This is a genomic window from Spirosoma fluminis, from assembly GCF_054778895.1.
In genome coordinates this window covers 605,195-630,594 of record NZ_BAAGZD010000041.1, presented here as the reverse complement: position 1 = coordinate 630,594, position 25,400 = coordinate 605,195, and the positions used below count along the sequence as shown (strand labels likewise).

The window sequence follows — 25,400 nt, the reverse complement described above, 5'->3', positions numbered from 1 at the left end:
AAGTTTGATTGCGGATTTCTGATTGTATGCCTCAATCCGTGGTGTAACCGGGAATCCGCAATCCTTAATCTCAATAGTTATGAACCCATCCGAAATTCAGGATTCCGAAGAAAACAAAGGCGCAGCGGGCAGCAACAATGGCCCCGGTAATACTGCGCCTGATAGTGAAACTCAATCGTCGGCCGCCAGCGCCGATGGTGGACGTACCACCGAAGAAGGTTCACGCGCAACCAGCGACCCCGCCGAAGGCCGGGATGAGTAAACCCTAATTCTTATCCGTGCCAGATTAGCATTCGCTGATAATCTGGTGCGGGTAATCAATTACTGTTCGTTAAGTACCGATAAAAGCGTCTGGCATTTCATTTCGGTTTCCTGCCATTCCCGTTCAGGTACCGAGTCTTCGGTTAAACCAGCACCCGCGTACAGCGTGGCCTGCTTTCCTTCTAGTTTCATGCACCGGATATGCACAAACAGGTCAGTTGCTGACCCTTCGTTTGCTGCGTTCATATTTACGGGGCCAATAAAGCCGCTGTACAATTCCCGGTCGTGGGCTTCGTGCTGGTTGATGAACGCGAAGGCGGCCTCGCGGGGCATCCCGCAAACCGCCGAAGTCGGATGCAGGAGCCGTAGCATAACCGTACCTAGTTGTGGGTAACGCACCCCATGAATGTCGACCGTAAACTGGGTGCCGAGGTGCATCAGATTGCCTGCCACAATCGTTTTGGGCCCTTCTTCAAGGTATTCACGCAGGCGGATTTTCTTAAAGCACTCAATAATATAACGGCTGACGAGAGCCTGTTCTTCAATTTCTTTTTGGGACCATAAGGCATCCGCCGGACGTTTTTGCGTGCCATCGGGGTTAGCCGCCGATTGCGTTCCCGCCAGCGATACCGTTCGGAACATCCCCTCCGCATCGACACTGACCAGGCGCTCGGGCGTAGCACTGATCCAGATTTGGCCTTTCTCTGGAATCGATACCGCCGACACGAACGCGGTTGGGTAGCGTTCGCACAACTTATCGAAGAAAGCTACCGCATTGGGAGCATCCGTAAATGCAACCCGTTTGGTACGTGATAGGACCACCTTCCGAAACTCACCGCGTTGCATAGCCTGAACGGCTTCCGCTACGGTTCGGACGTAAATGGCCTGGGCGGTCGGGTCAGCAAGCTCAACAAGTTTCGCCGGGGCCGACTGGTCAGCCGATCGGGAGATAGGCCGGTTAGCCAACGCTTCCCGGAAGTGAGTGGCGGCTGACTTATCGTTTATGGTTAGCTCCGGCGCACCCGTATCCGAGAAAGTAGCCTGTACATCGGCCCTGATGAATACGGTTAATGCCGCCGGACTGTCGACTCCCGCGTCGAGATTCGCGAAGGGGCTAACCAAAAAACCCGCTGGCAACTCCTCCAGATCGGCCGTCACGCGGGGTAGTACTTCATCGAACGAGACGATCAGGTGCTTCTCGCGCTTGTTGGGCAATCGCCACAGCGCGGCTGGAAAACCTAGTGAGTGGGCGGTTTCCCAAATGTCAATGGCGGCTGGCTGACCAAGTCGCTGCCGATTAATGGATAAGTCAGAAGTTACGGAATCGATAGCGTGATCAGGTTGCATAGCCAATAGACGTCTTTCTGTTTGACTTCTAAAGTAGTAACAGATTGTGATGCAAAATTGTGCACTGAAAGTAGTTATTTAACGGTCAGATGTTTACAAACACCTATAACGAGTTTACACCTGTCTGGACTGCTGAATCAACGCGGATAGTTATCGGCTGTCTCCGAGAAAAGTACATCAACACATTCGGCAGACACCAGTTTTCTGCGAACTTTACGCTGGGCCCTACAACTGGGTCGCTCAACTCCTATGATCCGCATTTTTCAGCAGGACGAAACGGCCGTCCGTAAAATTCGTGATATCGACTCGTTCTCCAACACCGAACGCACGCTTTGGGTTGATCTTCAGAACCCGACACCAGCCGAGATCGAGAGCGTAGAGGAAAAGTTTGACGTTGATTTTTTGAGCCAGCAGGAGCAGCAGGAAATCGAAAGCAGTTCGCGCTACATCGAGGAAGATGACTACATGATTGCCAACTCCAACTTTCTGGTGTCCGACCCCGAACAGCGCTACGTAACGGTGCCGGTCAGTTTTATCCTGAAAGACGATACGTTGTTTACGTACCGACACGCCGATCTGAAATCGTTTGCTGATACAGTGAAGCGGATCAAGTCGCGCCGGGCGGTTTTCTCCGACGGGGCGCAGATTATGATCTATATTTTTGAGTCACGGATTGACTACGATGCCGACCTGGTCGAAATGGTGTCGGGCGAAATCAAGGCCATTAACCGGATGCTCGATCTGGATGCTACGCTTGATCGGGAAATGCTGCTGAATATCAACGATTACCAGGAGCTGACCATGTCGATTCGGGAGAGCGTAGTGGATAAGCAGCGCGTGATTTCGGCCATGATTCGGTCGGATGGCTGGTTCAACGAAGCCGAACAACTTCGGCTGCGGACGCTCATCAAGGACATTAATTCGCTGATCGACCATACCAATTTCATTTTCGAGCGGCTCGAATTCTTACAGAATACCTTTCTCGGGCTTATCGATCTGGAACAGAACCGGATCGTTAAAATCTTTACGGTTGTCTCGCTGGTATTTCTGCCGCCAACCTTGCTGGCAAGTATCTGGGGAATGAACTTCGATGAAATGCCCGAGATCCACTGGAAATACGGGTACGTATTTGCCCTGGCCATGATGGTGTTATCGTCGGCCCTGACGGTCTGGGTCTTCCGGCTTAAGAACTGGCTATGAGTTCGTGGTTATTGGTAGTCATTCATTGTTCGTTGATGGCATTTGTGCTGTTGTGGCAACCAATGACCACCCAATGACACAATGAGTGACCAGTGACAAAAATAACCAAGCGGGTAGGCCGTGAGTTGTAGCAGGTAAACTCAACACATTATGGATCATCTCACCAGCACGAATATTACCCGTTCATTGGGCAGTGGCCTCGGTGGTGCCATTGCGCTGAACCTGCTGCACGAAACAGTACGTCGGTTCGTACCTACGGCCCCACGCGCCGATCTGCTCGGTATGCGCGCGATTGCCAAAAGCTACCGCAAAGCGGGCGAACAGCCACCCGCCGAAGACAAACTCTACGCGCTGGCTATGGCGGGTGACGTAGCGTCCAACGCACTCTATTATAGTTTGTTGGGTACGTATTCCAGGCATCCGATTGCCACGGGGGCGGCTCTGGGACTATTGGCGGGCGTTGGGGCAGTAACTTTACCCGGACCGATGGGCCTGGGAGAAAAGCCAACTAAACGTACCACCGCCACAGCCGCCATGACTATTGGCTGGTACTTTTTCGGGGGCCTGGTAGCCGGCGTCATCTACGACCGGCTTCGTCGGCCAACAACCGCGTAGAGCGGATCACTCCAACGGCCGGGGCTGCGGTCCAGTACCTCAATGTCCGTGAACGTCCCGGCCTGTTCATAATATGAACGAACCAGCTGCTGATGCCCTCGATCATCGAGCGTCTGCCAGATGGCGACTGCCTTGGTGGGAAACATCCGATTCGAGAAAACCGTCAGAAACGGCGCGCCGGGACGTAGCACCCGGCCAATTTCCTGGTACACGGCCACCGGATTTGTTAAGTACTGCACCGAAACCGTAACCATTCCTCCGTCGAAACCGGCGTCGGCGTAGGGGAGGTAGGGGGTTTTGTTTAAATCCTGAACGACGTAATCGGTCAACTGCGGGTTTTCGTGCAGTTCCGTTTCGTTCATGCCTAGTCCAGCCACCCGCGCGTATGATACGTCGGCCGGCAGATGACTGCGCCAGCTGCTCATCAGATCAAGAACGGCCCCGTTTGTGGGTAAATATTCGCGGAAAAGTTGGGTAGCCGCCGTAATGGCTGCTTCGTCGATGTGCACAACCAGTCGCGGCTGGCTGTAGAACATGGCATCGTCGGTCGGATCGTATCGCGCAAAAGGGTTGTTGGGCTGCATAACGGGAGAAGCTTGTATAGCTTGACGCAACTGCCTGTGCAGTCGCAGAGTTTTCGAGATGAGGCATTAAACCCTGACCCGATCTGGCTGTCTAACCAGCACACAAGGCATTTCGCCGTTAATTGTCGGGACACATGAACGCGTCAATAAATAAAGCTGTATGGGGTCTGCTGATGTTGCTGACCATCGGGCTGGCTGGGAACCAAACAGCCGTGGCTCAGCCGGGTTTCAACGTACCGGTTGAGTCGTTTTATACGGAATTGGCTCCCTACGGGCAGTGGGGGCAGCACCCAGCGTATGGAAACGTATGGCGGCCCAATACCGGGCCGGAGTTTCAGCCCTACGCCAGTAATGGGCACTGGGTGGTTACAGAGTACGGAAACACCTGGGTTTCTGATTACGACTGGGGCTGGGCACCGTTTCACTACGGTCGGTGGGTACTGGACCCGGCCTATGGCGGATGGATCTGGATTCCGGCCTCTGAATGGGGGCCTGCCTGGGTGTCCTGGCGTTCGGGTGGTGGCTATTATGGCTGGGCTCCCCTGGGGCCGGGCATCGATATTAACGTAAACATCAACATTCCGGCGCCGTACTGGACTTTCGTGCCACAGGTGTATATCACCAGCCCAAACCTATACAGCTACCGGGTGCCGCATCCCCGGGTAATCAACATTTACCAGAACACGACGATCATCAATAACGTCTATCGGTACAACAACCGGGCGTATGTGTACGGCCCGCAACGCGTTGAGATCGAGCGCGTAACGCGCCGACCTGTTCAGGTATACCGGGTCGATTATATGGACCGCCCCGGACGGTCGGTTGTCGGCAATGGGTCCGTTGGTTTCTATCGGCCGAACCCATCAGTAGCCTACGGTCGGAATTACGAAAACTCGGGCCGCTCCGACAATGGCCGTAGTTATAACGACTATACAGCACCCAATCGGGGCTATACGCCAAACTATGCACCCAACGATCGGCGCGGAGGCTATGCGAATGGCAACGCACCAGCTGAATCCAGGACGTATAACCGGCCGGGTCAACCCGACGGCAACGACCGTGGCTGGAATAACCGGAGGGCCAACGGTACATCGGATGGGTACTCGCCCCAGCCGAACCGGACCTACGAACGACCAGACCGTCAGGCACCCGTAGTTAACAGCCCTGCGCCTAATCCGAGCCCACGCGCTGAGAATACGTATCAGCAACCCTCACCTGACGTTCGGGGGCAAGGGTATCCGCAACGTGACCGGGCGCAGAATCAATGGCCGAGCCAGAACCGGGGCGGAGAAGCGAACCGCACGGGGCACTCACGCGGTCCTCGGTAGCCAGAGCTAACGGCAGCAAACGTTACGTAGTATTGATAAAGACAACAACTGCGTAACGTTTGCTTTATAACGATTACGAGCCAGCTATCCGATGCATAGCTGGCTCGTTGCTTTACGGGCGATAAGACTGTATTGCTGGGGGCAAAGCGGTACTTTTGCGGGGTATGCGTTATTTTATGGAAGTCTCTTACCGGGGCACGGCTTATCATGGGTGGCAGGCACAACGTAATGGCGTAAGTGTCCAGACAACGCTCGAAGCCGCGTTGAGCCGTCGCTTTGGCCAACCTGTCTACATTGTTGGCAGCGGTCGGACGGATGCCGGTGTTCACGCGGAACAGCAGTTTGCTCATTTTGACAGCGACGCACCTTTGCCACTGACCAGCGAACTGCTTTACTCCCTGAATTGCATGTTGCCTGACGACATTGCCATTCACACTATATTCCCCGTTCGCCCCGACGATCACGCCCGGTTTTCGGCCGTAGCCCGCTATTATCAGTACCACATCACCCGGCATAAGCGCGTATTTCAACCCGGACTTACGTATCATTTTCGGCCTTATCTGGCTATTGATCAACTTAATGCCGCCTGCGAAATTCTGCTAACGTATCGTGACTTTCAGAGCTTCAGCAAAGCCCGCGCGAACGTAACAAATTTCTTATGCCGACTCGATTTTGCCTACTGGGAGCAGACCAGCGACGATCAGCTTACCTTCCACATCAAAGCGAACCGGTTTTTGTGGGGAATGGTCCGCACGATTGTGGGTACGATGGTCGAAATTGGCCAGGGGCGGATGAGCCTTGCGCAGTTCGAGCGGATTATTCAGGCCAAAGACCGCACGATTGCGGGTAGGGCTGCCCCCGCCAACGGGTTGTATTTAATGGAAGTAACTTATCCCGTCGAAGTCTTTCAGCACCGCGTTTTGTTGGAGTAGGGATTATGGGTGGGAACAGTCCTTCCGTTTGCCGGGGAGGCACAGCCGTCATCAACGTAGCGGTGGGTGGTAATCCGGTTAGGTATGAGTGGTACAAGAATAACCTCACCACGCCCAAAATTATGGAAACTCCGCAGCTATTCTGCGGTACCGCTACGTAGAGTCTGACCTTTATTTACGATGGCTGTTGGGCAGCCTGTCCGGAACAGGAGCCGTATGAGCAAGCTGTTACGTCCGACGAGCCTGGACCAACGGTTGAGTTACGAGTTCTGGTGAATCGTCGGAATCTTTTCGTTACGGATATTCGTATAAACCAATCAAAACGAACAGATTGCATTTCGGAGCCGATTTGTTTGGCTGGATAGTTGTAACTACTTATCTTGATGAGGCCCGTTAATTAACTGCGCTTTTTAATGCGTATCCTGGTTTACACAACGTTATTTTTTTGTTGGATGCTGCTTGCTGGTGGCAGTGTCCAGGCCGCTGACCCGGTCATAAAGTTGTCGGATACAACCCAGTTTGTGCCGGTCGGTCGCCAAACGGCTATCTTGGAGGACAAAAGCGGGCGGTTAACCCTTGCTCAAGTCAGGCAGCGGACAGACTTCAGACCCAGCCCTTCTGAGAACTTCCAGTTTGGTTTTAGCAACAGTGCGTATTGGGTTCGATTTGAGCTAATCAACCAGAGTCGGGAAAACACAAAGCACTGGCTGCTGGGCCTGATCGATGCGGCCACCCTCGATTATGCTGATCTGTATCTGGTTTATCCGAATGGCCAAATTAAACACCAGACTGGCGGGCTGAAGCGTCCTTACGTTGACCAGGGTTTTTTTGCGACCACTCCGTTCTTCCGCGTTGAACTGCCCCCCAATACCCCTGTCACTGCCTATTTCCGCATTCAGAGCAGCCTGGCTATGTTTGGCAAAGTAACCGTCTGGGACGAATACTATAATCTCAGCAAAGGGCGGGTCATTATTTTTGCCATCTGGATGTTTTTAGGGCTGTTTATTCTTCGGTCGCTGAACAATTTTGTGCTGGCCCGTTTCATTCCTGATCCGCAATTTCGCTTCTACGCCGTCTGTACGTTTCTGCTGTATATATCGACCCTTTCCCGCACGGGTGTGTACCCCATCCTTTTTTCAGGATACCCTGGTCTGCTGGACTGGATGCACTACGGTATGGGTCGTCTGCTGCCATTGGGATTGGCTGCCTGGATGTATAGCCTATTGGACAACCGACCTCTCCTCCGTCCGCTCCGGTGGCTGTTGCTGAGTATTACAGGTGTTTGCGCGGTAGGCGTTTTTCTTCCCTTTTTCGTTCAAACAGCTGCGATTGGCCGGTTTAATGCGATCATCGTTCTGGTGATGTATGGCCTCTTTTTCCTGAATGTGTTTCTGATCTGGTTTACCAGGTCAAGGTCGGCGGTCCATTTTGTTTTGCCCATTGCCCTTTGCACAATTCCTTTTTTTCTGTTTCAACTGCAATCGTTGTCGGTGATTCCGTACCGACCCGTGATTAGTCAGCTGGCTCTGCTTGCCCTGGCTATTGAGATGGTATCGATGTCGCTCGTACTGGGGCGGATCGTACAGTCCTACATTAAAGATCGGGTTGCCACGGCAAATGCACTGACTCGTGAGAAGCTGGAAGTTGATAAACTACAGGAGCTGGACGCCGTCAAGACGCAGTTTTTTACCAATATTTCGCACGAGTTTCGGACACCACTTACCTTGCTGCTTGGTCCGCTTTCCGACCTGAAACAGAAGTTCCCTGCCGAGCCGCTGGTAGCCTTGATGGAGCGGAATGCCAACCGCCTGCTGAGTCTGATCAACCAGTTACTCGACCTGAGCAAGCTCGAAGCGGGTGGGTTTCAGGTACAGGCGGAACGGGGCGATCTGGCTGCATTTTTCCGTACACTGGCCAGTTCGTTTAATTCTTTGGCCGAGAGCCGGCAGATTCGGTTCAGTTTTACCCAAACCAAAACCGACTATGAGCGCGTATTTGACCGCGACAAACTAGAGAAAATTGTTACGAACCTGCTTTCCAACGCGTTTAAATTCACCCCAGTGGGTAATGAGGTACGCATGTGCGTACGCTACCCGGAAGCGCCAACGTCGGGGCTGGTGCAACTAATCATCGAGGATACGGGTATTGGTATCGCCCCTAAACACCTGACGCACATTTTTGAGCGTTTTTATCAGGTCGATGGTAAAATCAACCGCTCATACGAAGGAACCGGCATCGGTCTGGCGCTGGTCCACGAATTGGTAAAGGTGATCGGCGGGACAATCAGGGTTGAAAGTACAGAAGGTGTTGGCACTCAATTCACCGTTGAGCTGCCGCTGCTGGTTAGCGCAGACAGCGCTCAACCTGTGTCGAGCGCTGATGTACCGAGTGCCGAGCGAGCTTTAACTATGTTGCCCCCCGAACCGACGTTGGGCAACCAGTGGGCTTCTGTTGATACGCCAGCCATGGTGGATAATATGCTCCTGATTATTGACGACAATGCCGATATCCGAGCTTACGTGCGGAGCATCTTTGAAGCCGACTACCAGATTCTGGAAGCTGTGGATGGTCAGGAAGGGCTGGAAATGACTACGGCTACGTTGCCCAATATAATAATCTGCGATCTGATGATGCCCCGGCTCGACGGTTTTGCCTTCTGTAAAGCCCTGAAAACCCAGGAGGCTACCAGTCATATTCCGGTGGTGATGCTCACGGCAAAAGCAACCGTTGACGATCGTATTCAAGGGTTTGAACTGGGAGCTGACGATTACCTGACTAAGCCGTTTAATCGCGCCGAATTGCAGGTCCGGGTACGTAACCTCGTAAAGCAACGCCAGCATCTGTACCAACGGTTTTCGGCTGCAGCGCCCGACCCGACTCCCGCTAATGAGGTCCAGCAACCGGTTGAATCTGTAGCGATGAAGGCGGAGCAGCAGTTTCTGGAACGGCTGAAGGCGGTCGTGTGGCAACATATTGACCGGGCTGACTTTACAGTCGAAGAACTCGCCGAAGGAGTTAATATGAGCCGCGTTCAGCTCCATCGTAAACTAAAAGCGTTGGCGGGTTCGACGGCTACCGAATTTATCCGACATATCCGATTGGCCAGAGCCTCCGAACTGTTACGTATGGGTGGTCAGAGTGTTTCGCAGGTAGCCTACACCGTTGGCTTTGATAACTTGTCATATTTCGCCAAGGTATTTCAGGAGCGCTATGGTGTACCTCCTTCTCAGTACGGTCGGGTCGCGCCAGACCGGGTCGCGCCAGCCCAGGTCACCGCACCGGCGGACCGGCCAGACCAGACTACGGCATCGTAGAGAGGTACTACGTACTGACATGAATGAGTCGTATAGTCATCGCGTTCAAAAGCCTGAGTTTTCAGGCTTTTTTTATGCCTGTGTAACATGAGTGGTAAAGAATGTAACGTGAGCGTTAGCGCCTGATTTGGTGTTTGTGGTACTTGCCGGGAGTATAGGATCATACATTGTGCAACTGACCGGTCACCTATCCTAAGCTTAGTTTTAGAACTAATTCTCTTAATCAGCGCTATGATGAAGAATAAATGTACCGATGAGCAATTAGCCAACGCCTTTTTGACTGACCATTCAGAAGATAGTTTCAGCGTGCTCTACGCTCGTTACGTCCATAAAGTTTATAAGACCTGTTTATCACTGACCAGGGATACAACCGCAGCTGAAGATTATACGCAGGACATCTTCATAAAAGTATTCGAGCGGTTAGGCTCGTTTCGGAACCGCTCCTCATTCTCCAGTTGGCTCTATGCCATTTCTTACCACTACTGCCTGGATCAGCTTCGACTCCGCAAACGAATGGCTGTGGAACCGTTGCCGCCTGAACTGACGGATGAGTTGGAGGACTTGTCTTTAGGGCCGAATCGGGCAGAGGCAACAGAAGATCGGCTGGCTTCCCTGGAACATGCCCTGAAGCAGTTACCGGCCGAAGAGGTCAATCTGCTGAAGCTTAAATATGAGCAGGGCTTATCAATTCAGGCCATCGGCGAACAGTATAACCTCTCCCAGAGCGCAGTAAAAATGCGGCTCAAACGCAGCCGACACAAACTCCAGCAGGCCTATTGTAAACCAGTATTTTGAGCAGTCTGGACAACAAAAAATTGTCATTTTGCCTAAAATGTAACAACAGTGTTAAAGAATGTAACACCAGTGTTAGCCTCTGGACAACTACCCCCCTTACATTTGACCGCCTACAGTAGTGGTAGTTTTATAGCGAATATAATCTGCTTCCTTTTCAAGCAACTCCTTATGAAACACCTGTGTACTCTTCTCGTTTTACTCTCTGGCTGGCTCAGCGCATCAGCTCAGCAGGTACAACCCGTTATCTCGCGACAGGAACGTCGGGAGGTATCTCGCCCTAAACCGGCGGCAAGTCAACTCAGGACGGTTGCCCCTGTTAAGGCAACCATCATGCGGCCTCTGCCCAGCGGTCGGCTGGCCGCTGTTACCTCAGAAACGTTTGCCTACTCGGAGACTATTGTAACCTGGACCGTACCAGCTGGGGTCACTTCCCTAACGATTGAGGCCCGGGGCGCAGAGGGCGGCACATCCCCGAAATCGGTATATGCGCCAGGGAAAGGAGCAATCATTACAGGTAAAGCCACCGTTACACCGGGTCAACAGCTATCTATTCTAGTAGGAGGGCAGTATATTGCTTTACCTTCGGGCGGGGGTGGTTCGTTTGTAGTTACAGGTAGCAACCCCATTCAGCCACTGATCGTTGCCGGGGGCGGTGGTGGCAGCGGTGGTGCCGCTGGCAATACCATCAACCTTGATTCAGAGTCGAAGCATGGTCAGCTAACCAACAACGGTGGGGCGGGCACTGCTCCCAACAATGGGGGCGGTGCAGGCGGCACAGGCGGCAATGGCGGTAGTATTGCTGGATTAGAAGATCCAGCAGCGGGCGGTGGAGGCCTATTCACAAATGGCCAGAATGCGCCACAATACCAAGTAAGTGGCGGTCGAGCGTTTGTCAATGGTGGGGCCGGTGGCCTTTTCGGAGCCGCGGGCTTCGGCGGTGGCGGTTTAGGCTATTACCAAACCACTGGTTTTTTAGCGGCAGTTGGTGGGGGTGGAGGTGGCTACTCAGGGGGGGGCAGTGCTGGTATTATATATGACATTGGTAGTGGCGTTGGTGGGGGGGGCGGCTCGTTCAGCATCGACCCCAATGGCACCGCTACAACCGGAGCCCAGGATGGCAACTCGGGCAATGGCCTGGTGATCATCTCCTATGTTCAAACGCTACCTATCCGTTACGTCAAACAGGACGGTACGGGTGACGGCTCTAGCTGGCAACAGGCCAGTGGCGACTTGCAGGCCATGATCGATGCCGAGGGTGTGCAAGAGGTCTGGGTGGCCCAGGGTCTTTACAAACCCACCACCGGCACCGACCGCAGCATCAGCTTTGTGATGAAAGCGGGAGTTAAGGTTATTGGGGGCTTTGTAGGAACTGAAGGGCAGCTGGGAGATCGGCCGACGATCACACCCATTACGGGGCAACCAAGTAATAGTATACTGTCGGGCGACCTGAATGGAGATGACGGCCCTAACTTCGCCAATACCTCTGACAATAGCTACCATATTATCAGAAACGATGGAAACCGTCTGGACAATACAGCGGTACTCGATGGGTTTGTTATCAGTGGCGGCAATGCGAATGGCAACGGTAATATTGACACACGGGGCGGGGCCATTTACAACTTGGGTAGCAATCCCAGCCTAATCAATTGTAGTCTGCAAAACAATTCAGCTGCAATCAATGGCGGGGCCATCTATAACGTGAATGGCAATCTTGGCCTGATCAATTGTAGCTTTCAAAACAACACGGCCTCTAATGGCGGAGCTATTTATAACAATGTCAGTAGTCCCAGCCTGGTTAATTGTTCGCTACAAAACAATTCGGCTACATCAAATGGCGGGGCCATCTACAATAATATCAGCAGTCCCAGCCTGGTCAATTGCTCGCTACAGGGCAATACAGCTACAATCGATGGCGGAGCTATTTACAACCGGGACAACAGTAACACCAACCTGATCAACTCGGTGTTCTTTGGCAACGGCGGTGCTAACACCTTTGTACTAACAGGAGTGGGCAGCTTATCAGCCAGCTACAGCGTGTTCGAGCCTTCGGTAAGCGGCTATACCGACGCGGGCAACAACCTTACCACCACCCTGACACCTTTTGTGAGTACCACCTCCACTCAACTGCGGGACTGTTCACCAGCTATCAACACGGGCAGCAATGCCGCTTACTCGTCGGCTAACGGCCCCTCGACTGACCTGGCCGGTGCCACCCGTCAGTACAACGGTGGCGTCATTGATCGGGGGGCGTATAAGTACCAGGGCACTCCCACTAGTCTGACGGTGAGTAACCCGGCCATAAGCACCGCTACGGTGGGCCAGCCCTTCAGCCAGAGCTTCACGGCTCAGGGGGGCAGTGGCTCCTACAGCTACTCAGTGGTCAGCGCCAACCTGCCTTCGAGTCTGAGCCTGTCGGCCAGTGGCGTCTTATCGGGTACGCCCACCCAGGCGGGCAGTTACTCGGTGTTGGTCAGTGCTCAGGATGCCAGTGGCTGTGTTGGAGTGGCCAGTTCGGCTTACACCCTGACCATTACAGATGCGACCCCAATACTGACCGGCTTTGCCGCCAGTCTCAATGTAGTTTGTGTAGGTAGCCCTGTCACCTTTACCGCTACGGTGGGTAACGTAACGGGTCTCTACACCTACACGCTCAGCAACGGCAGTAGTACCCCCACCAGCGGCACGGCCAACGGCAACTTCAGCCAGAACGTAACGGCCAGTGGGCCGGGTACTCAAAGCTTTACCCTAACGGTGAGCCGTAATGGGCAGGTGGCTTCGGCAGTTACGTCACTAACGGTGAACACCCCACCCAGCCTGAGTCTGACCAGCAGTGGACCGCTTTCGTTCACCAACGCCAGCGTGACCCTAACGGCCACAGCAGGCTTTGCCAGCTACGTCTTTAGTTCAGGAGCCGCTCAGCAGGGGGGCAGCAGCGGCAACACGGCCAGGGTCAGTACGGTAGGCATCTACTCGGTCACGGCGACCACCAGTGGAGGCTGTTCAGTCACGGCCAGTACAACGGTGACGGGTGGCTCAAGTAGCCTGACGGTCTGTAGGGGAGGCACAGCGGTGATCAGCGTAGCGGTGAGTGGTAGTCCGGTCAAGTATGAGTGGTACAAGAACAGTCTGACTACGCCCAAGATCATGGAGAGCCCGCAGTTGTTTAGAGGTACCGCTACGTCAAGTCTGACTATTATCAATGCCCAGACCAACACCCAGGGTGACTTCTACCTCAAGACGACGGATGGGGCAGGGACCGTTACTATCTACGGCCCGTATCGGCTGTATGTAGACGCCAGCTGCCGGGCTCGTGTGGGTGCAGAAGTGGCCATAGCTGAATCCGCTTTAGAGGTATCTGTACTGGGCAATCCCTTGGTAAATGGTCAGTTACGGGCGGTGGTCAAAGGCGCGGCTGGTCAGCCCCTAACCGTGAAATTGATTAACGCGCAGGGATATTCACTACGTCAGCAGGATTGGAAATCAGCCGCTCAGGAACAAACCGTGGAGTGGGATATGAGCAATCAGGCGGCAGGCGTGTACATGCTGTACGTCCATACGGCCGGACAAACCAGGCAATTGAAAGTGGTTAAGCTGTAAAGGCAGTCAGAAATAAACACGTAGCAAAGGCGGGTGTTCCCTGGTTAGCGTCCGGGGAACACCCGCCTTTCTTCATTAACTTTCTTTCAGTAGACGTAGCAAAACGCCGTTGGTCCAGCCGAAACCGTCCTGATTCGGGTATTCGCCACCCTTAGCGGCTCCCGTATTGATAACGTCGTATTTCTCCACCATTTTGCCAGCGGCACTGTATACCCGTAGGTTTTCCGTCATCCAGTTGAGCTTTACCCGGTTGGCCAGTTCCGTCTGATTGTAGTTTCGAAGCCCCTGAATAGCCAGCCATTGTAAAGGAGCCCAGCCATTGGGCGAATCCCACTGCTCGCCCGTACGTACCGTTGTGGTTATCAAACCGCCAGGCTTCAGGAAATCACGTTGCAGCACCCGCGCTACGCCCTGCGCCTGTTCGGGTTTCGCTACCTTCACGAAGAGAGGGTACACAGCGGCCAGCGAGTAGATGGTAGCCGGTTTTTGCGCCACAAAATCGTAATCAAAAAAGAACTGACGCCGTTCGTTCCAGCAGTACCGCAGAATAGCGTCGCGCCGTTGCTGAGCCAGCAGCAGGTACATTTTATGCCGACGCTGATCACCTTTCAGCCGATAGCCTTCGGCCAGTGTCCGCTCCAGGTTAACCAGCAGACAGTTCAGATCGATCGGAATAAAATCGGTGGTGTGAATGGTACGTAGGGTCTTGCCATCCTTGAACCAGCGGCTGCTGTAGTCCCAGCCCGACTCGGCTCCGGCCCTGAGGTGCCGGTAAATCGTTTGCGGATCTTTGCTTTTTCGGGCCGTTTCTACGTCTTCTTTATACGACTCGGGCCGGGGTGTATTTTTATCGTCGTAATACCGATTCAGGTACACCCCATCGGCCAGTCGGACAATACGCCGGTAAACGGGATTCTGAGCGGTTAGCTGCGGTTTGCCGTTCATCCAGAAGTTATATTCCTGCTGCAGATACGGCAGGTAGTTGAGCAGCACCCGCCGACCCTGGGTTTCGCTCAGCAGGTTGACCATAAACGAAAAGAACGGAGGCTGCGACCGGCCCAGAAAGTACGTGCGGTTGCCGTTGGGAATGAAGCCGAAGGTGCGGATGAGGTACGCAAAATTATCGACCATATTCCGGATCAGCGCCGTCTGGCCGGACGCCTGTAAGCCCAGCATGGTAAAATAACTGTCCCAGTAATAGATTTCGCCGAATCGGCCGCCGGGCACTACGTACGGCTTCGGCAGCGGAATCAGTGAGCCCGCCAGCGGGTCTGGTTTTGATTTGGCACTGGCGGGTCGGGTCAGAACCGGCCAGAGTTCGGTAATGTGCTGCTGAGCTGATTGGTTCGCCTTGCTCGTGTAGCCCGAGGCCGGGGTAACGGGCAGGGTGAAGTGCTGCTCTACAAACGCCTTTACCGTAAAGCCCCGTTGCTGACGGGCTTTTTCGTAATTTGCCAGGATGATTGCCGGGCTAACTTTCGGAGTACAATCGGCAAAAGTCTTTGAATCCGGGAAAACGGCCTTTAGTTGAACGTCTTCAAAAAGTTTACCGAACTGCTCATCGGGACCCGCCAGCGTCTGACCCGGCTGAACGACGGGCTTCTGGTCCGTGATGGGCGAAAAACCCAGAAAGAGGAGCGCAGCGGTAATAAGTGGTTTGTTTACTCGATTCATGCAGTAGTTTTTCGTAAGATTAGCGTACTTGCCACCCAAATTGTTTTGCCTTATGTTTATTCGCGTATTCGCCCTGCTAGTTTGTCTAGGGGCCGTTTCGCCCACGCTATTCGCTCAACGTACAAGCACTGATACAACGTATAAGCAGCCCCTGCGGTCGCAGTATCATTTTTCGCCCCGTCAGAACTGGGCCAACGACCCCAACGGGCTGGTGTATTACGATAGCGAATATCATCTTTTTTTTCAGTACAATCCGTTCGGCATCCGCTGGGGGCACATGACCTGGGGGCACGCCATCAGCCGTGATCTGGTGCACTGGCGCGAATTGCCGCCCGCCATTCCGGAGGAAGGCGAAACCATGATTTTTTCGGGAAGCTGCGTGGTTGATAAAAACAATACGAGTGGCTTCGGTCGCGACGGAATCGTTCCGATAGTCGCGGTCTATACCGGCCATCGGCCGAATAACCAAAGCCAGCATATCGCCTATAGCCTGGATAAAGGACGTACCTGGACCAAGTACACGGCGAACCCTGTCCTTGATTTGAAGAAAAAGGATTTCCGCGATCCCAAAGTATTCTGGTACGAACCAACCCAGAAATGGGTAATGATTGTATTGCTGCCAACCGAGAAGAAAGCGCTTTTTTACAACTCGGCTGATCTGAAGCGGTGGACGAAAACCGGTGAGTTTACAGCCGCCGACAGCCCCGCCAATATCTGGGAGTGCCCCGATCTGGTGGAGGTACCGGTGGACGGCACAACCGAGCGGAAACACCTGCTGCTGCTTTCCATGGGCAGTAACGGAGCGGCTGGCGGTTCGGGCATGCAGTATTATGTCGGGCGATTCAACGGGTCAACCTTTGTGAACGAGCTGAAACCCGGCGCGCCCCGGTTTGTAGATTGGGGGAAAGATTACTACGCGGCCATTACGTATAATAACCTGCCCATCCGGGGTAATCGAGGAGCGATCAGCATTGGCTGGATGAACAACTGGCAGTACGCAAACGATATTCCCACGACGCCCTTTCGGGGAACCATGTCGCTGCCCCGCGAACTGCGCCTGGCCAAGGTCGGCACGAGTTATGAACTCCGACAGCGCCCCATTCAGGAGCTGAAACAACTGGTAGGGAAGGGGATGCAGGGGAATGGATCAGACCTGGCCCTGCTGAATGAAAGCTTAAGTGCGGGTGGGGTTTCGGGCGATACGTATCTGCTGACCATGGAACTGGATGCAACCAAGCCCGCGTCGGGCGTTCGGATCCGTAAAGGTGTTTCGGAAACGGGCGTAAACGAAGAGACCGTTATTGGATACGACCCGACCAGGTCGCAGGTGTACGTCGATCGTACGCGGTCGGGGCAGGTATCGTTCAAAAAAGAATTTCCCGGACGATTTACGGCTCCTTTACAGGCGCAAAACGGCCGGATTTCGTTACAGATATGGGTCGATCGTTCTTCGGTAGAAGTGTTTGCCAATGAAGGGCAGGCCACCCTCACGAATCAGATCTTTCCAAGTCCGACGAGCCGGGGTATTGAGTTTTTTGGAAATGGGATCGGTTCCGTATCGATTCAGCCGGTGGAGTCCATCTGGCGGTAGGCGAGTGACGTAGTGACCATAAGCGTCTGGCTCAGGCTAATTTCCCTTAAATTTTCTTAAATTGGGCCGTTGCCCGGTTGAATCAGTTATTTTTGTTTCCTAACACGAACCCCTGAATGGCTCGTAAGAAAAAGAAGGTAGGTACGTATCCCAGTGGCATGATTCTGTTCAGCCTGACGCTGGCGTTGTTTTTAATTGGTTTTTGTGGAGTGCTGGCGATTCAGTCGAAGCGGCTGGTAACCTATATCCGGGAGAACTACGAGATGCGGGCATTTCTGGATAAAGATATGGACACGACGAAAGTGGTTAAATTGTACAAGACCATTGCCGAGCGTCCGTATATCCTGAAAGCGAACGGATCACCCCAGTTGAGTTTTGTGCCCAAGGATGTGGCCGCCAAAGAGTTTATCGCCGAAACCAAAGAAGACTTTTCTAAGTTTTTGGGCGAGAACCCGTTACGGGACAGCTACCGTATCAAGTTGAGTGAAGAGTTTTTTGAAGAAGCGAAGCTGCAGGAGGTAAAACAGGATCTGGAGCAGATCGACGGTGTGTTCGAAGTCGTGTATCAGGAGAACCTGGTCGATAACATCAACCGAAACATCACGAAAATCTACGCCCTCATGGCGGCTTTTGCGGTGATTCTGCTGGTGATCATCGTCGTATTGATGAACAACACCATTCGGCTGGCGCTTCATTCACAGCGGATGCTGATCCGGAGTATGCAGCTTGTGGGCGCGACCAATGGCTTTATTACCCGTCCGTTTCTGGCGCGGGGCATGTGGCAGGGATTTCTGGCCGGTTTGCTGGCCGTTGCCTTATTATTGGCGGCCCTGCAGATTGCCATTCGTAACCTGCCCGAAATGGCCACGTTTCAGGATTATGACAAGACCGCCATTCTATTGGCCGGAATTGTGGGATTGGGCGTACTGATTGGCTTTCTGAGTACGTTTCAGGCCGTTAACCGATACCTGGGCCTGACGGTCGATGAACTTTATTAATGAATAAAGCACAGGAATAATGAACATCTGCCGGGGTTTTGTAAGCCATTATCGCTTCCCACTTGTTCATTAGATACTGATAAATAGAAAGAACATGGCAAAAGACAAACAATATGGCTCGACTACGCTGACGCGCGAAGAACCAGCCAAAAAAACGACCGCACCGGCTCCAGCTGTTACGGCGGCTCCCAAAGCTGCGCCACTACGTTCGGTTACGGCCGAATCGGGTCGACGGGACCTCGTAAAAGCGCCTGCCTTACCTTTTAGTCGTCGGAATTACACGCTGATGCTGATTGGCATTGGCGTTATTCTGGCTGGTTTCTTTATCATGAGTCTCGATAAAGAAGAGTTTGGGTTTGGCTTTCTGGGCCTGACACTCGGCCCCATTGTGGTGATGAGCGGCTTCATGCTCGAATTTTTCGCGATTCTGGCCCGGCCCCAAAGCGAATAGTTACAAGTGTCTCCGGTCATAAAGTTGTAAAGTTTATACTGCGTCCGCCAACTTTGCAACTTTATGACTGCTGGACTCTATAACTTTGCGGAATGGATCTTATTCACGCAATTGCGTTAGCCATCATCGAGGGCTTAACGGAATTTCTGCCGGTTTCCTCTACCGGCCACATGATCATCTACTCGTCGCTGGCCGGCATCGCCGGAGACGAATTCACCAAGCTTTACACTGTCGACATTCAGTTCGGCTGTATCCTCTCCGTTCTTGTTCTGTATTACCGGCGGTTCCTGCGCGACACCCGCACCACTGAATCGGTACGTTGGTTTCAGAGTCTGCCTCCTTCACTTCAAGGGCTGATTGGCCCCTATACGAGCCAGATTGACTTTTACCTCAAATTGCTGGTTGCATTTTTACCCGCGGCTGTCATCGGCTTTCTGCTAAACGACTTCATTGACTCCCTGCTCGAAAATGTGGTTGTTGTCGCCATTACCTTGTTGCTGGGCGGCATTGTCCTGGTGTTCATAGACCGGGTGTTTCAGGATAAGCCCCGCGACTACGACATTACGTTCCCGGAAGCGCTGAAAGTAGGGTTCTTTCAGTGTATCGCCATGATTCCTGGGGTGTCACGCTCGGCGGCTACCATCATCGGTGGTATGACCCAGGGTCTTACCCGCCAGCAGGCCGCCGAGTTTTCATTTTTCCTGGCCGTTCCTACCATGGCAGCCGCGTCGGGATACAAGCTGCTTAAAACCTATAAATTGCTGCAACCTGCCGATTACCAGACGCTGCTCATTGGCAATGCCATTGCGTTTGTCGTTGGCCTGCTGGCGATTCGGGGTTTTGTTGGATTTTTGAACCGCTACGGGTTTAAAGTATTCGGCTACTACCGCATTGCGCTCGGTCTGCTGCTGTTAGGGCTGTGGGCCGCGGGCGTGAAACTACAAGTGTTATAAACGTTTACTGGCGAGCCGCACAGGACGACCTGAGTTTCTCTCCGCGTCTTTACGTGTTCGCTTCGGCGATTCAATCCGTGTCACAACAAAACTTACCATCGCCAGATCCAGGCCAGGTCATTCTGATCGATAAGCCCCTGACGTGGACGTCGTTCGACGTTGCCAACAAGCTTAAATATGCCTGTAAATTCAGAAAGATCGGTCATGCCGGTACACTTGATCCGCTCGCTACGGGCCTGCTGATCCTGTGCACCGGAAAAATGACCAAGCAGATTGATCAGTACCAGGCGCAGGAAAAAGAATATACCGGTACGTTGGTGCTGGGTAAAACTACGCCCTCCGTTGATCTCGAGACCGCTTTTGACGCCGAATTCGATACGTCGGGCATCACGACCGAGCAGATACAGCAAGCCGCCGAGCAACTGACGGGTGACATTCTACAGGTCCCGCCAATTTATTCGGCCGTGCGGGTGAATGGCGAGCGGCTCTATGAGAAGGCCCGGCGGGGAGAAACCGGAAACGAAATCGAAGGTGGCATTAAAAGTCGTCAGGTTACGGTATCGGTCTTTGAAACGGATGCCACCCGGTTCCCCGAAATCGATTTCCGCATTGTGTGTTCGAAAGGCACGTATATTCGCAGTCTGGTGCGCGATCTGGGCCTTTTACTCGCCAATGGAGCGTACATGAGCAGTCTGCGTCGGACACGTATCGGAGCCTTTCGGGTAGAGGATGCCGATACGCTTGAAGGCTTTATTGCCAAGTGTCGCGCCGAATTGCCCGCACCACCGCTACCGCTATGATGATTCACCGTGGTCTCGACGACCTCCAGCCTTTAGTTAATGCCGTTGTTACGAGCGGTACCTTCGATGGTGTTCATCGGGGGCATCAGACGATTCTGTCCCGCCTGACGGAAGTGGCCAAGCTCAGTGGTGGCGAATCTGTTCTGATTACGTACTGGCCGCATCCCCGAACGGTGGTGTCGAACGATAGTCAGAACTTAAGATTACTGACAACGCTCGATGAGAAAATCGAACTGCTGGCGCAGGCGGGCGTTGATCACCTGATTGTCATTCCGTTTACGCGTTCGTTCTCGCAACTGACCTCCGAAGAATACATCCGGCAGATCCTGATCGACAAGATTGGCACGAAGAAGCTGGTGATCGGCTACGACCACCGCTTTGGCCGCGACCGGGAAGGGGGCTTTGACTACATTCAGGCCCATCAGAGTGAGTACGGATTTGAAGTCGAAGAAATACCCCGTCAGGATGTGGAAGCGGTAGGGGTTAGTTCGTCCCGGATTCGGGCTGCGTTGAGCGAGGGAAATGTACATACCGCAAATCTGTTTCTGGGGCGGGAGTACAGCCTTACCGGTACCGTCATCAAGGGGCAGCAGTTAGGCCGTACGATTGGTTTTCCCACGGCGAACTTACAGGTTGATGATCTGATCAAACTGATTCCGGCCAATGGAGTCTACGCCGTAGATGTGCTGTACGGCGGTCAGACGCTCGGCGGAATGCTCAACATCGGCTATCGCCCTACCGTTGGCGGAACGAACCAGACGATCGAGACCTATATCTTCGACTTCGACAAGGATATATACGGCGAACACATGACGCTGAAGTTCCGGGCGTTTCTGCGGCCCGAACAAAAATTCGACGGCCTGCCAGCCCTGGTCGCCCAGCTCAAGCGTGACGAAGAATCGGCCCGGAAGATATTAGGGCATTAGTTGCTATACTGATAATCAACTAACTGCCAATATTGCGGCCCGCTACGTAGCCGGTTGTCCAGGCGTTCTGGAAGTTGAAGCCGCCTGTTATGCCGTCGACGTCGAGCACTTCGCCCGCAAAAAATAGCCCCGGCTGGGTTTTACTTTCGAGGGTCTGCGGATGGAGGCTGTCCATGTCGATGCCTCCGCACGTAACAAACTCGTCTTTAAACGTACTCTTACCCGTAACCTGAAACTGGCTGTTGGTCAATCGCTCGATGAGTCGGTTCAGAAGCCTGGCCGGTAAATCGGCCCAACGCTGCTCATCAGCAATGTCGGAAGCTGCCGTAAAGGACTGCCACAGGCGAGTGGGTAGCCCAAACGGATTCTGCGAAGCAACCTGTTTGCGGCCGTTCTGCTGCCTGAAGTCCTGCAAAGCCAGGCGGAGTTGGTTGTCGTTAAGCGTTGATACCCAGTTGATACGTAACGTAAACCGATACGCTTTTTCTGCCAACTCACGGGCCGCCCAGGCCGACAACCGCAGAATGGCGGGGCCGCTGAATCCCCAGTGCGTGACCAGTACCGGCCCACGCTGTTCCTGCTTGGTACCCACTACGTATACCTTCGCGTCGGGTACGGATACGCCTGCCAGGGGTAACAAGGGATTGTCCGGCACATTAAACGTAAACAGTGAAGGCACCGGCGAAATAAGTGACTCACGTTGCTGGGGTAACCAGCCGTAGGCAGTGAGCTGTGGATAACCGCCCGTTGCGATCAGAACCCGATCAGCTAGCAGAGTTTCACCGGTTAGCAGTTGAATGGCCCACTGTCCCTGTGGGGTGCGAATGAGCGAAGCCACTCCGCAGCTCGTCCGTACCTGAACGCTGAGTCGTCGGGCCGTTGTGAGCAGACAATCGACGATGGTATCTGACGTATTGGTGCTGGGAAACATTCGCCCATCCGCTTCCGTTTTGAGCTGAACGCCCCGATTTTCAAACCAACGTACTGTGGTGGCCGCATCAAACTGAGTCAACAGCGAACGGAGCGGCTTTTCACCACGCGGGTAGTGCTTTATCAACTGCCGGTTGTCGAAACAGGCATGGGTAACGTTACAACGGCCTCCGCCCGAGATGCGGACTTTATTCAGGACAGTACGGTTTTTTTCAAGAATGGTAACGGCGGCATCCGGGAAGGTTTCGGCAGCGGTGATGGCCCCGAAAAAACCGGCGGCTCCCCCGCCAATTACAACAATAGTCAACAACGGCATAGTAGATGAACAGCAGCGTATACCTTGTAGTTCGCAACTGAGGGCGATCGAATAGGCGCGCATACGCAGATAATTGTAGTTTTGCAGGTATGTTCTTTCCGCCAAATTTTCGTTCGAAAAAGTATTATCGGCGCGGCTTCCGGCTGCGGGGTAATACGCTTGTGCTGCTGTTCATCTTTTTTCTGATCGGCCTGTTTCTGCATTACGGTGGCCGCACGCAGCCGGTAGTTGCGTTCTGGAACGACATCCGCAAGATTGTAGGGCTGGGCCCAGCTCGATCAGAGCGGAAGGATAATCCTTACAAAGCTCCTGAACCATCGGAAGATAGAGCTTCCGACGAGCGGCCGAATAAGCAGACGCCATCGGATGAGGAAAGCTCCGCCAGTGACGAGCGCGGATCGGTACCGGTTCCCAGTACACGCGGCAAAACTTTATTTAGTTTCGAAAAGCAGGTCGACTTTATCTTACCGGCTTTCTCCGCTTCGGATGATGTCGTGCGGCATAATGGCTATACCCTTCGTTTTCGGGATAAATACAAGCAGGCCGACTGGGTGGCTTACCCACTGCTTCCGGAAGAGATCAACGGCGGTACGGACCGCGAAGGCTCCAAGTTTCAACCCGATCCGGCTGTGCGGACCGGCTCGGCTTTACCCGCCGATTACACGCGTTCGGGTTATGACCGGGGGCATCTGGCTCCGGCGGGCGACTTCAAGTTTTCCCGCCGAATGATGCAGGAAACGTTTTACATGAGTAACATGTCTCCCCAGGTACCTGCGTTCAACCGGGGTGTCTGGAAGGAGCTGGAAGATCAGGTACGTCGGTGGGCGCTGCGCGACAACGGGCTTTATGTGGTTACGGGACCGGTGCTGAAACCGGGCTTACCCACTATTGGCCGCACGAACGAAGTCAGCGTGCCGCAGAAATTTTACAAAGTTATCCTCTACTGCAACAGGCCAGAGATTCGCATGATTGGCTTTCTGTTGAACAATGAAGCTTCTGAGCGTTCGCTAAAGCAGTTTGTAGTACCCGTCGATCAGATCGAGCAGCTTACTGGCATTGACTTTTTTCCCAGGCTTCCCGATGATCTGGAACGCAAGCTGGAAAGCAAAGGCCGGGGTGAAATGGTTGATGAATGGTTTTAAGTTCTTTATGATTTCAGTTTGAGCGCAATTTTGTCATCCCGAGGAAGGATCTTCGGATGAGGCTGAGAAACCTCCAACTACAGAAGATCCCTCGTTCCTCGGGATGACAAAATCGCCTAATTCTTATCCATTTTTCTAAATCCTAAACAGGGCCTTTCTTTGTAGTTAATCCGTTAGTATTCAAGGAAAGAAAACAAAAAACAGGGTGCCAGATTCTCAAACCTGGCACCCTGTTTTTAATACAGCTACACATCAGGGATAAGCCTATGTCTTCTGTTTCTTTTTCTTTGCCGCCGGGAAGAGAATGTTGTTCAGGATCAGGCGGTAACCCGCTGAGTTGGGGTGCAGGTTCAGGTCGGTGGGTTCTTCACCGATTTCGTGCCGGTAATCTTCGGGGTCGTGACCGCCGTAGAACGTAAAGAAGCCGCGGCCGTAAGGCGAATGAATATAACGAGCCTCACCAACCGAGCGATTTTCGGCCATGATCACCACTTCGGGCTTAATCAGATTTTTCTTGAAGGCTGTCGTCTGCCCCATAAAGCCTTTGATGACGTTGAGGTGATTCTGCGTCAGCATGGTCGGGATCGGGTCATATTTCGCCGAGAATTGAAACAACGAAAAATAATCGTTATGCTCGCTTAAGCCGCGTTCTTCGGGCTGGTTATCAATGTTCGAGAATTCGATCAGGTAGGGGTTGGTATACACCTGAAAGTTTCTGAACGCAAACGTCTGACTGAAATCGAGCTTGTTGTTCGCATTGGCGTCGGCGGGCGTGCCGTCGTAGAACGCATCAACGATGTCGGTGTTATGCGCTGCGAGCGCAATGTCGAAGGTGTCGGTCGCATTGCACATGGCAAACAGGTAGCCACCGCCCAATACGAAATCACGAATCTTCTGCGTAACGGCAAGTTTAAGCTGCGGTACTTTCGAGAAACCAAACTTACGGGTAATGTTTTCGGCTTCCTGTTTCTGGGCGATGTACCAGGGCTGATCCTTGAAGTGAAAAAACTTGCCGTACTGACCCGTAAAATCCTCGTGGTGCAAGTGCAGCCAATCATATTCGGGCAGTTTGCCGTTCATTACCTCTTCGTCGAACACTACGTCGTACGGAATCTCGGCGTAGGTCATTACCATAGTAACGGCATCGTCCCAGGGCTGTTTGGTTTTGGGCGAATAGACCGCTACTTTAGGGGGCTTCTGAAGCTTCACCGCGTCCATGTTTGCATCGGCAGCGGCAACTTCGGCCAGAATTTGTGCCGATTGCGCATCGGAGATAACCTCGTAGCTGACGCCCCGGATGACCAGTTCGTTAACAAAGGCCTGGGCTTGCGGCATCATAAACGAGCCGCCCCGATAATTCAGCAGCCAGTCGATTTCGGTGTCGTGCGTTTTCAGTACCCAATAGGCGATGCCGTACGCTTTTAAATGATTCTTCTGGCTCTCGTCCATCGGAATCAAAATTTTAGAGGCCCAGACACGGCCCGTCAATGTCAGAATTAGGATAAGCGGTAACAGCAGCCGTTTCATTGGTTTCCCCATTAAGATTGCTCGCGGTAGTTTTGTAATAACGAAAGATAAGCAAATTTTGTGCAGGATTTTAATGAGCGAAAGCGTGAAAGCGTAAAAGAATGGGCCTTATAACTCGC

The 25,400-nt window shown here is 53.2% G+C and carries 21 protein-coding genes; 16 read left to right on the top strand and 5 right to left on the bottom strand.

Annotation, left to right across the window (positions count from 1 at the left end; genetic code table 11):
* Positions 1–79 precede the first annotated feature (79 nt).
* On the top strand, positions 80–262 hold the full coding sequence (locus ACYVBJ_RS24565) for a hypothetical protein (RefSeq protein WP_460984934.1): 183 nt from the start codon (positions 80–82) through the stop codon (positions 260–262).
* A gap of 59 nt (positions 263–321) precedes the next feature.
* Here ACYVBJ_RS24565 and ACYVBJ_RS24560 read toward each other — a convergent pair whose 3' ends face one another.
* Complete coding sequence (locus tag ACYVBJ_RS24560) at positions 322–1,608, bottom strand: chorismate-binding protein (protein WP_460984933.1); 1,287 nt, start codon at positions 1,606–1,608, stop codon at positions 322–324.
* A gap of 249 nt (positions 1,609–1,857) precedes the next feature.
* Here ACYVBJ_RS24560 and corA point away from each other — a divergent pair, with 249 nt between their 5' ends.
* Together corA and ACYVBJ_RS24550 are read left to right on the top strand one after the other, a co-directional pair.
* The gene (gene corA / locus ACYVBJ_RS24555) at positions 1,858–2,808 is read left to right on the top strand and encodes a magnesium/cobalt transporter CorA (protein ID WP_460984932.1); all 951 of its coding nucleotides are present in this window, start codon (positions 1,858–1,860) and stop codon (positions 2,806–2,808) included.
* Positions 2,809–2,958: 150 nt separating this feature from the next.
* The gene (locus tag ACYVBJ_RS24550; protein WP_460984931.1) at positions 2,959–3,423 is read left to right on the top strand and encodes a hypothetical protein; all 465 of its coding nucleotides are present in this window, start codon (positions 2,959–2,961) and stop codon (positions 3,421–3,423) included.
* Here the strand turns inward: ACYVBJ_RS24550 and ACYVBJ_RS24545 are convergent.
* Positions 3,390–4,007, bottom strand: a complete 618-nt coding sequence (locus ACYVBJ_RS24545) for a class I SAM-dependent methyltransferase (protein WP_460984930.1) — start codon at positions 4,005–4,007, stop codon at positions 3,390–3,392. The genes ACYVBJ_RS24550 and ACYVBJ_RS24545 overlap by 34 nt on opposite strands.
* A gap of 134 nt (positions 4,008–4,141) precedes the next feature.
* Here ACYVBJ_RS24545 and ACYVBJ_RS24540 point away from each other — a divergent pair, with 134 nt between their 5' ends.
* The 6 genes from ACYVBJ_RS24540 (at position 4,142) to ACYVBJ_RS24515 (ending at position 13,973) form a co-directional block, all read left to right on the top strand.
* Entirely contained in the window at positions 4,142–5,335 is a 1,194-nt protein-coding gene (locus ACYVBJ_RS24540) for a DUF6600 domain-containing protein (RefSeq protein WP_460984929.1), read from the top strand.
* A 164-nt stretch (positions 5,336–5,499) separates the two neighbouring features.
* Positions 5,500–6,267, top strand: a complete 768-nt coding sequence (gene truA / locus ACYVBJ_RS24535; protein ID WP_460984928.1) for a tRNA pseudouridine(38-40) synthase TruA — start codon at positions 5,500–5,502, stop codon at positions 6,265–6,267.
* Positions 6,268–6,272: 5 nt separating this feature from the next.
* The gene (locus ACYVBJ_RS24530; RefSeq protein ID WP_460984927.1) at positions 6,273–6,428 is read left to right on the top strand and encodes a hypothetical protein; all 156 of its coding nucleotides are present in this window, start codon (positions 6,273–6,275) and stop codon (positions 6,426–6,428) included.
* 291 nt (positions 6,429–6,719) lie between these two features.
* A complete protein-coding gene (locus ACYVBJ_RS24525; protein WP_460984926.1) occupies positions 6,720–9,581 on the top strand; it encodes a 7TM-DISM domain-containing protein in 2,862 nt (953 codons plus the stop codon).
* A 231-nt stretch (positions 9,582–9,812) separates the two neighbouring features.
* On the top strand, positions 9,813–10,376 hold the full coding sequence (locus ACYVBJ_RS24520; protein ID WP_460984925.1) for an RNA polymerase sigma factor: 564 nt from the start codon (positions 9,813–9,815) through the stop codon (positions 10,374–10,376).
* Positions 10,377–10,544: 168 nt separating this feature from the next.
* Entirely contained in the window at positions 10,545–13,973 is a 3,429-nt protein-coding gene (locus ACYVBJ_RS24515) for a T9SS type A sorting domain-containing protein (RefSeq protein WP_460984924.1), read from the top strand.
* A gap of 75 nt (positions 13,974–14,048) precedes the next feature.
* On the opposite strand, the gene treF is transcribed toward ACYVBJ_RS24515, so the two are convergent.
* Positions 14,049–15,647 carry an alpha,alpha-trehalase TreF gene (gene treF / locus ACYVBJ_RS24510; RefSeq protein WP_460984923.1) on the bottom strand — a complete coding sequence of 533 codons (1,599 nt, stop codon included), beginning with the start codon at positions 15,645–15,647 and terminating at the stop codon, positions 14,049–14,051.
* 52 nt (positions 15,648–15,699) lie between these two features.
* Between treF and ACYVBJ_RS24505 the strand changes: the two genes are divergently transcribed.
* From ACYVBJ_RS24505 to ACYVBJ_RS24480, 6 genes are all read left to right on the top strand, one after another.
* Complete coding sequence (locus ACYVBJ_RS24505) at positions 15,700–17,238, top strand: glycoside hydrolase family 32 protein (RefSeq protein ID WP_460984922.1); 1,539 nt, start codon at positions 15,700–15,702, stop codon at positions 17,236–17,238.
* Between the two features lie 116 nt (positions 17,239–17,354).
* Positions 17,355–18,236 (top strand): cell division protein FtsX, encoded by an 882-nt coding sequence (locus ACYVBJ_RS24500; RefSeq protein ID WP_460984921.1) that lies wholly within the window; start codon positions 17,355–17,357, stop codon positions 18,234–18,236.
* A gap of 94 nt (positions 18,237–18,330) precedes the next feature.
* Complete coding sequence (locus ACYVBJ_RS24495) at positions 18,331–18,687, top strand: DUF3098 domain-containing protein (RefSeq protein ID WP_460984920.1); 357 nt, start codon at positions 18,331–18,333, stop codon at positions 18,685–18,687.
* A gap of 92 nt (positions 18,688–18,779) precedes the next feature.
* Positions 18,780–19,640, top strand: a complete 861-nt coding sequence (locus ACYVBJ_RS24490; protein ID WP_460984919.1) for an undecaprenyl-diphosphate phosphatase — start codon at positions 18,780–18,782, stop codon at positions 19,638–19,640.
* A gap of 77 nt (positions 19,641–19,717) precedes the next feature.
* Positions 19,718–20,440 (top strand): tRNA pseudouridine(55) synthase TruB, encoded by a 723-nt coding sequence (truB, locus tag ACYVBJ_RS24485; protein WP_460984918.1) that lies wholly within the window; start codon positions 19,718–19,720, stop codon positions 20,438–20,440.
* The gene (locus ACYVBJ_RS24480; protein WP_460984917.1) at positions 20,437–21,366 is read left to right on the top strand and encodes a bifunctional riboflavin kinase/FAD synthetase; all 930 of its coding nucleotides are present in this window, start codon (positions 20,437–20,439) and stop codon (positions 21,364–21,366) included. The genes truB and ACYVBJ_RS24480 overlap by 4 nt, the downstream gene beginning before the upstream one ends.
* A 19-nt stretch (positions 21,367–21,385) precedes the next feature.
* Here the strand turns inward: ACYVBJ_RS24480 and ACYVBJ_RS24475 are convergent, their stop codons facing one another.
* Entirely contained in the window at positions 21,386–22,612 is a 1,227-nt protein-coding gene (locus ACYVBJ_RS24475) for a BaiN/RdsA family NAD(P)/FAD-dependent oxidoreductase (protein ID WP_460984916.1), read from the bottom strand.
* 89 nt (positions 22,613–22,701) lie between these two features.
* Here ACYVBJ_RS24475 and ACYVBJ_RS24470 point away from each other — a divergent pair, with 89 nt between their 5' ends.
* Positions 22,702–23,754 carry a DNA/RNA non-specific endonuclease gene (locus ACYVBJ_RS24470; RefSeq protein WP_460984915.1) on the top strand — a complete coding sequence of 351 codons (1,053 nt, stop codon included), beginning with the start codon at positions 22,702–22,704 and terminating at the stop codon, positions 23,752–23,754.
* Positions 23,755–24,018: 264 nt separating this feature from the next.
* Here ACYVBJ_RS24470 and ACYVBJ_RS24465 read toward each other — a convergent pair whose 3' ends face one another.
* On the bottom strand, positions 24,019–25,281 hold the full coding sequence (locus ACYVBJ_RS24465; RefSeq protein WP_460984914.1) for an asparagine synthetase B: 1,263 nt from the start codon (positions 25,279–25,281) through the stop codon (positions 24,019–24,021).
* Positions 25,282–25,400 lie beyond the last annotated feature (119 nt).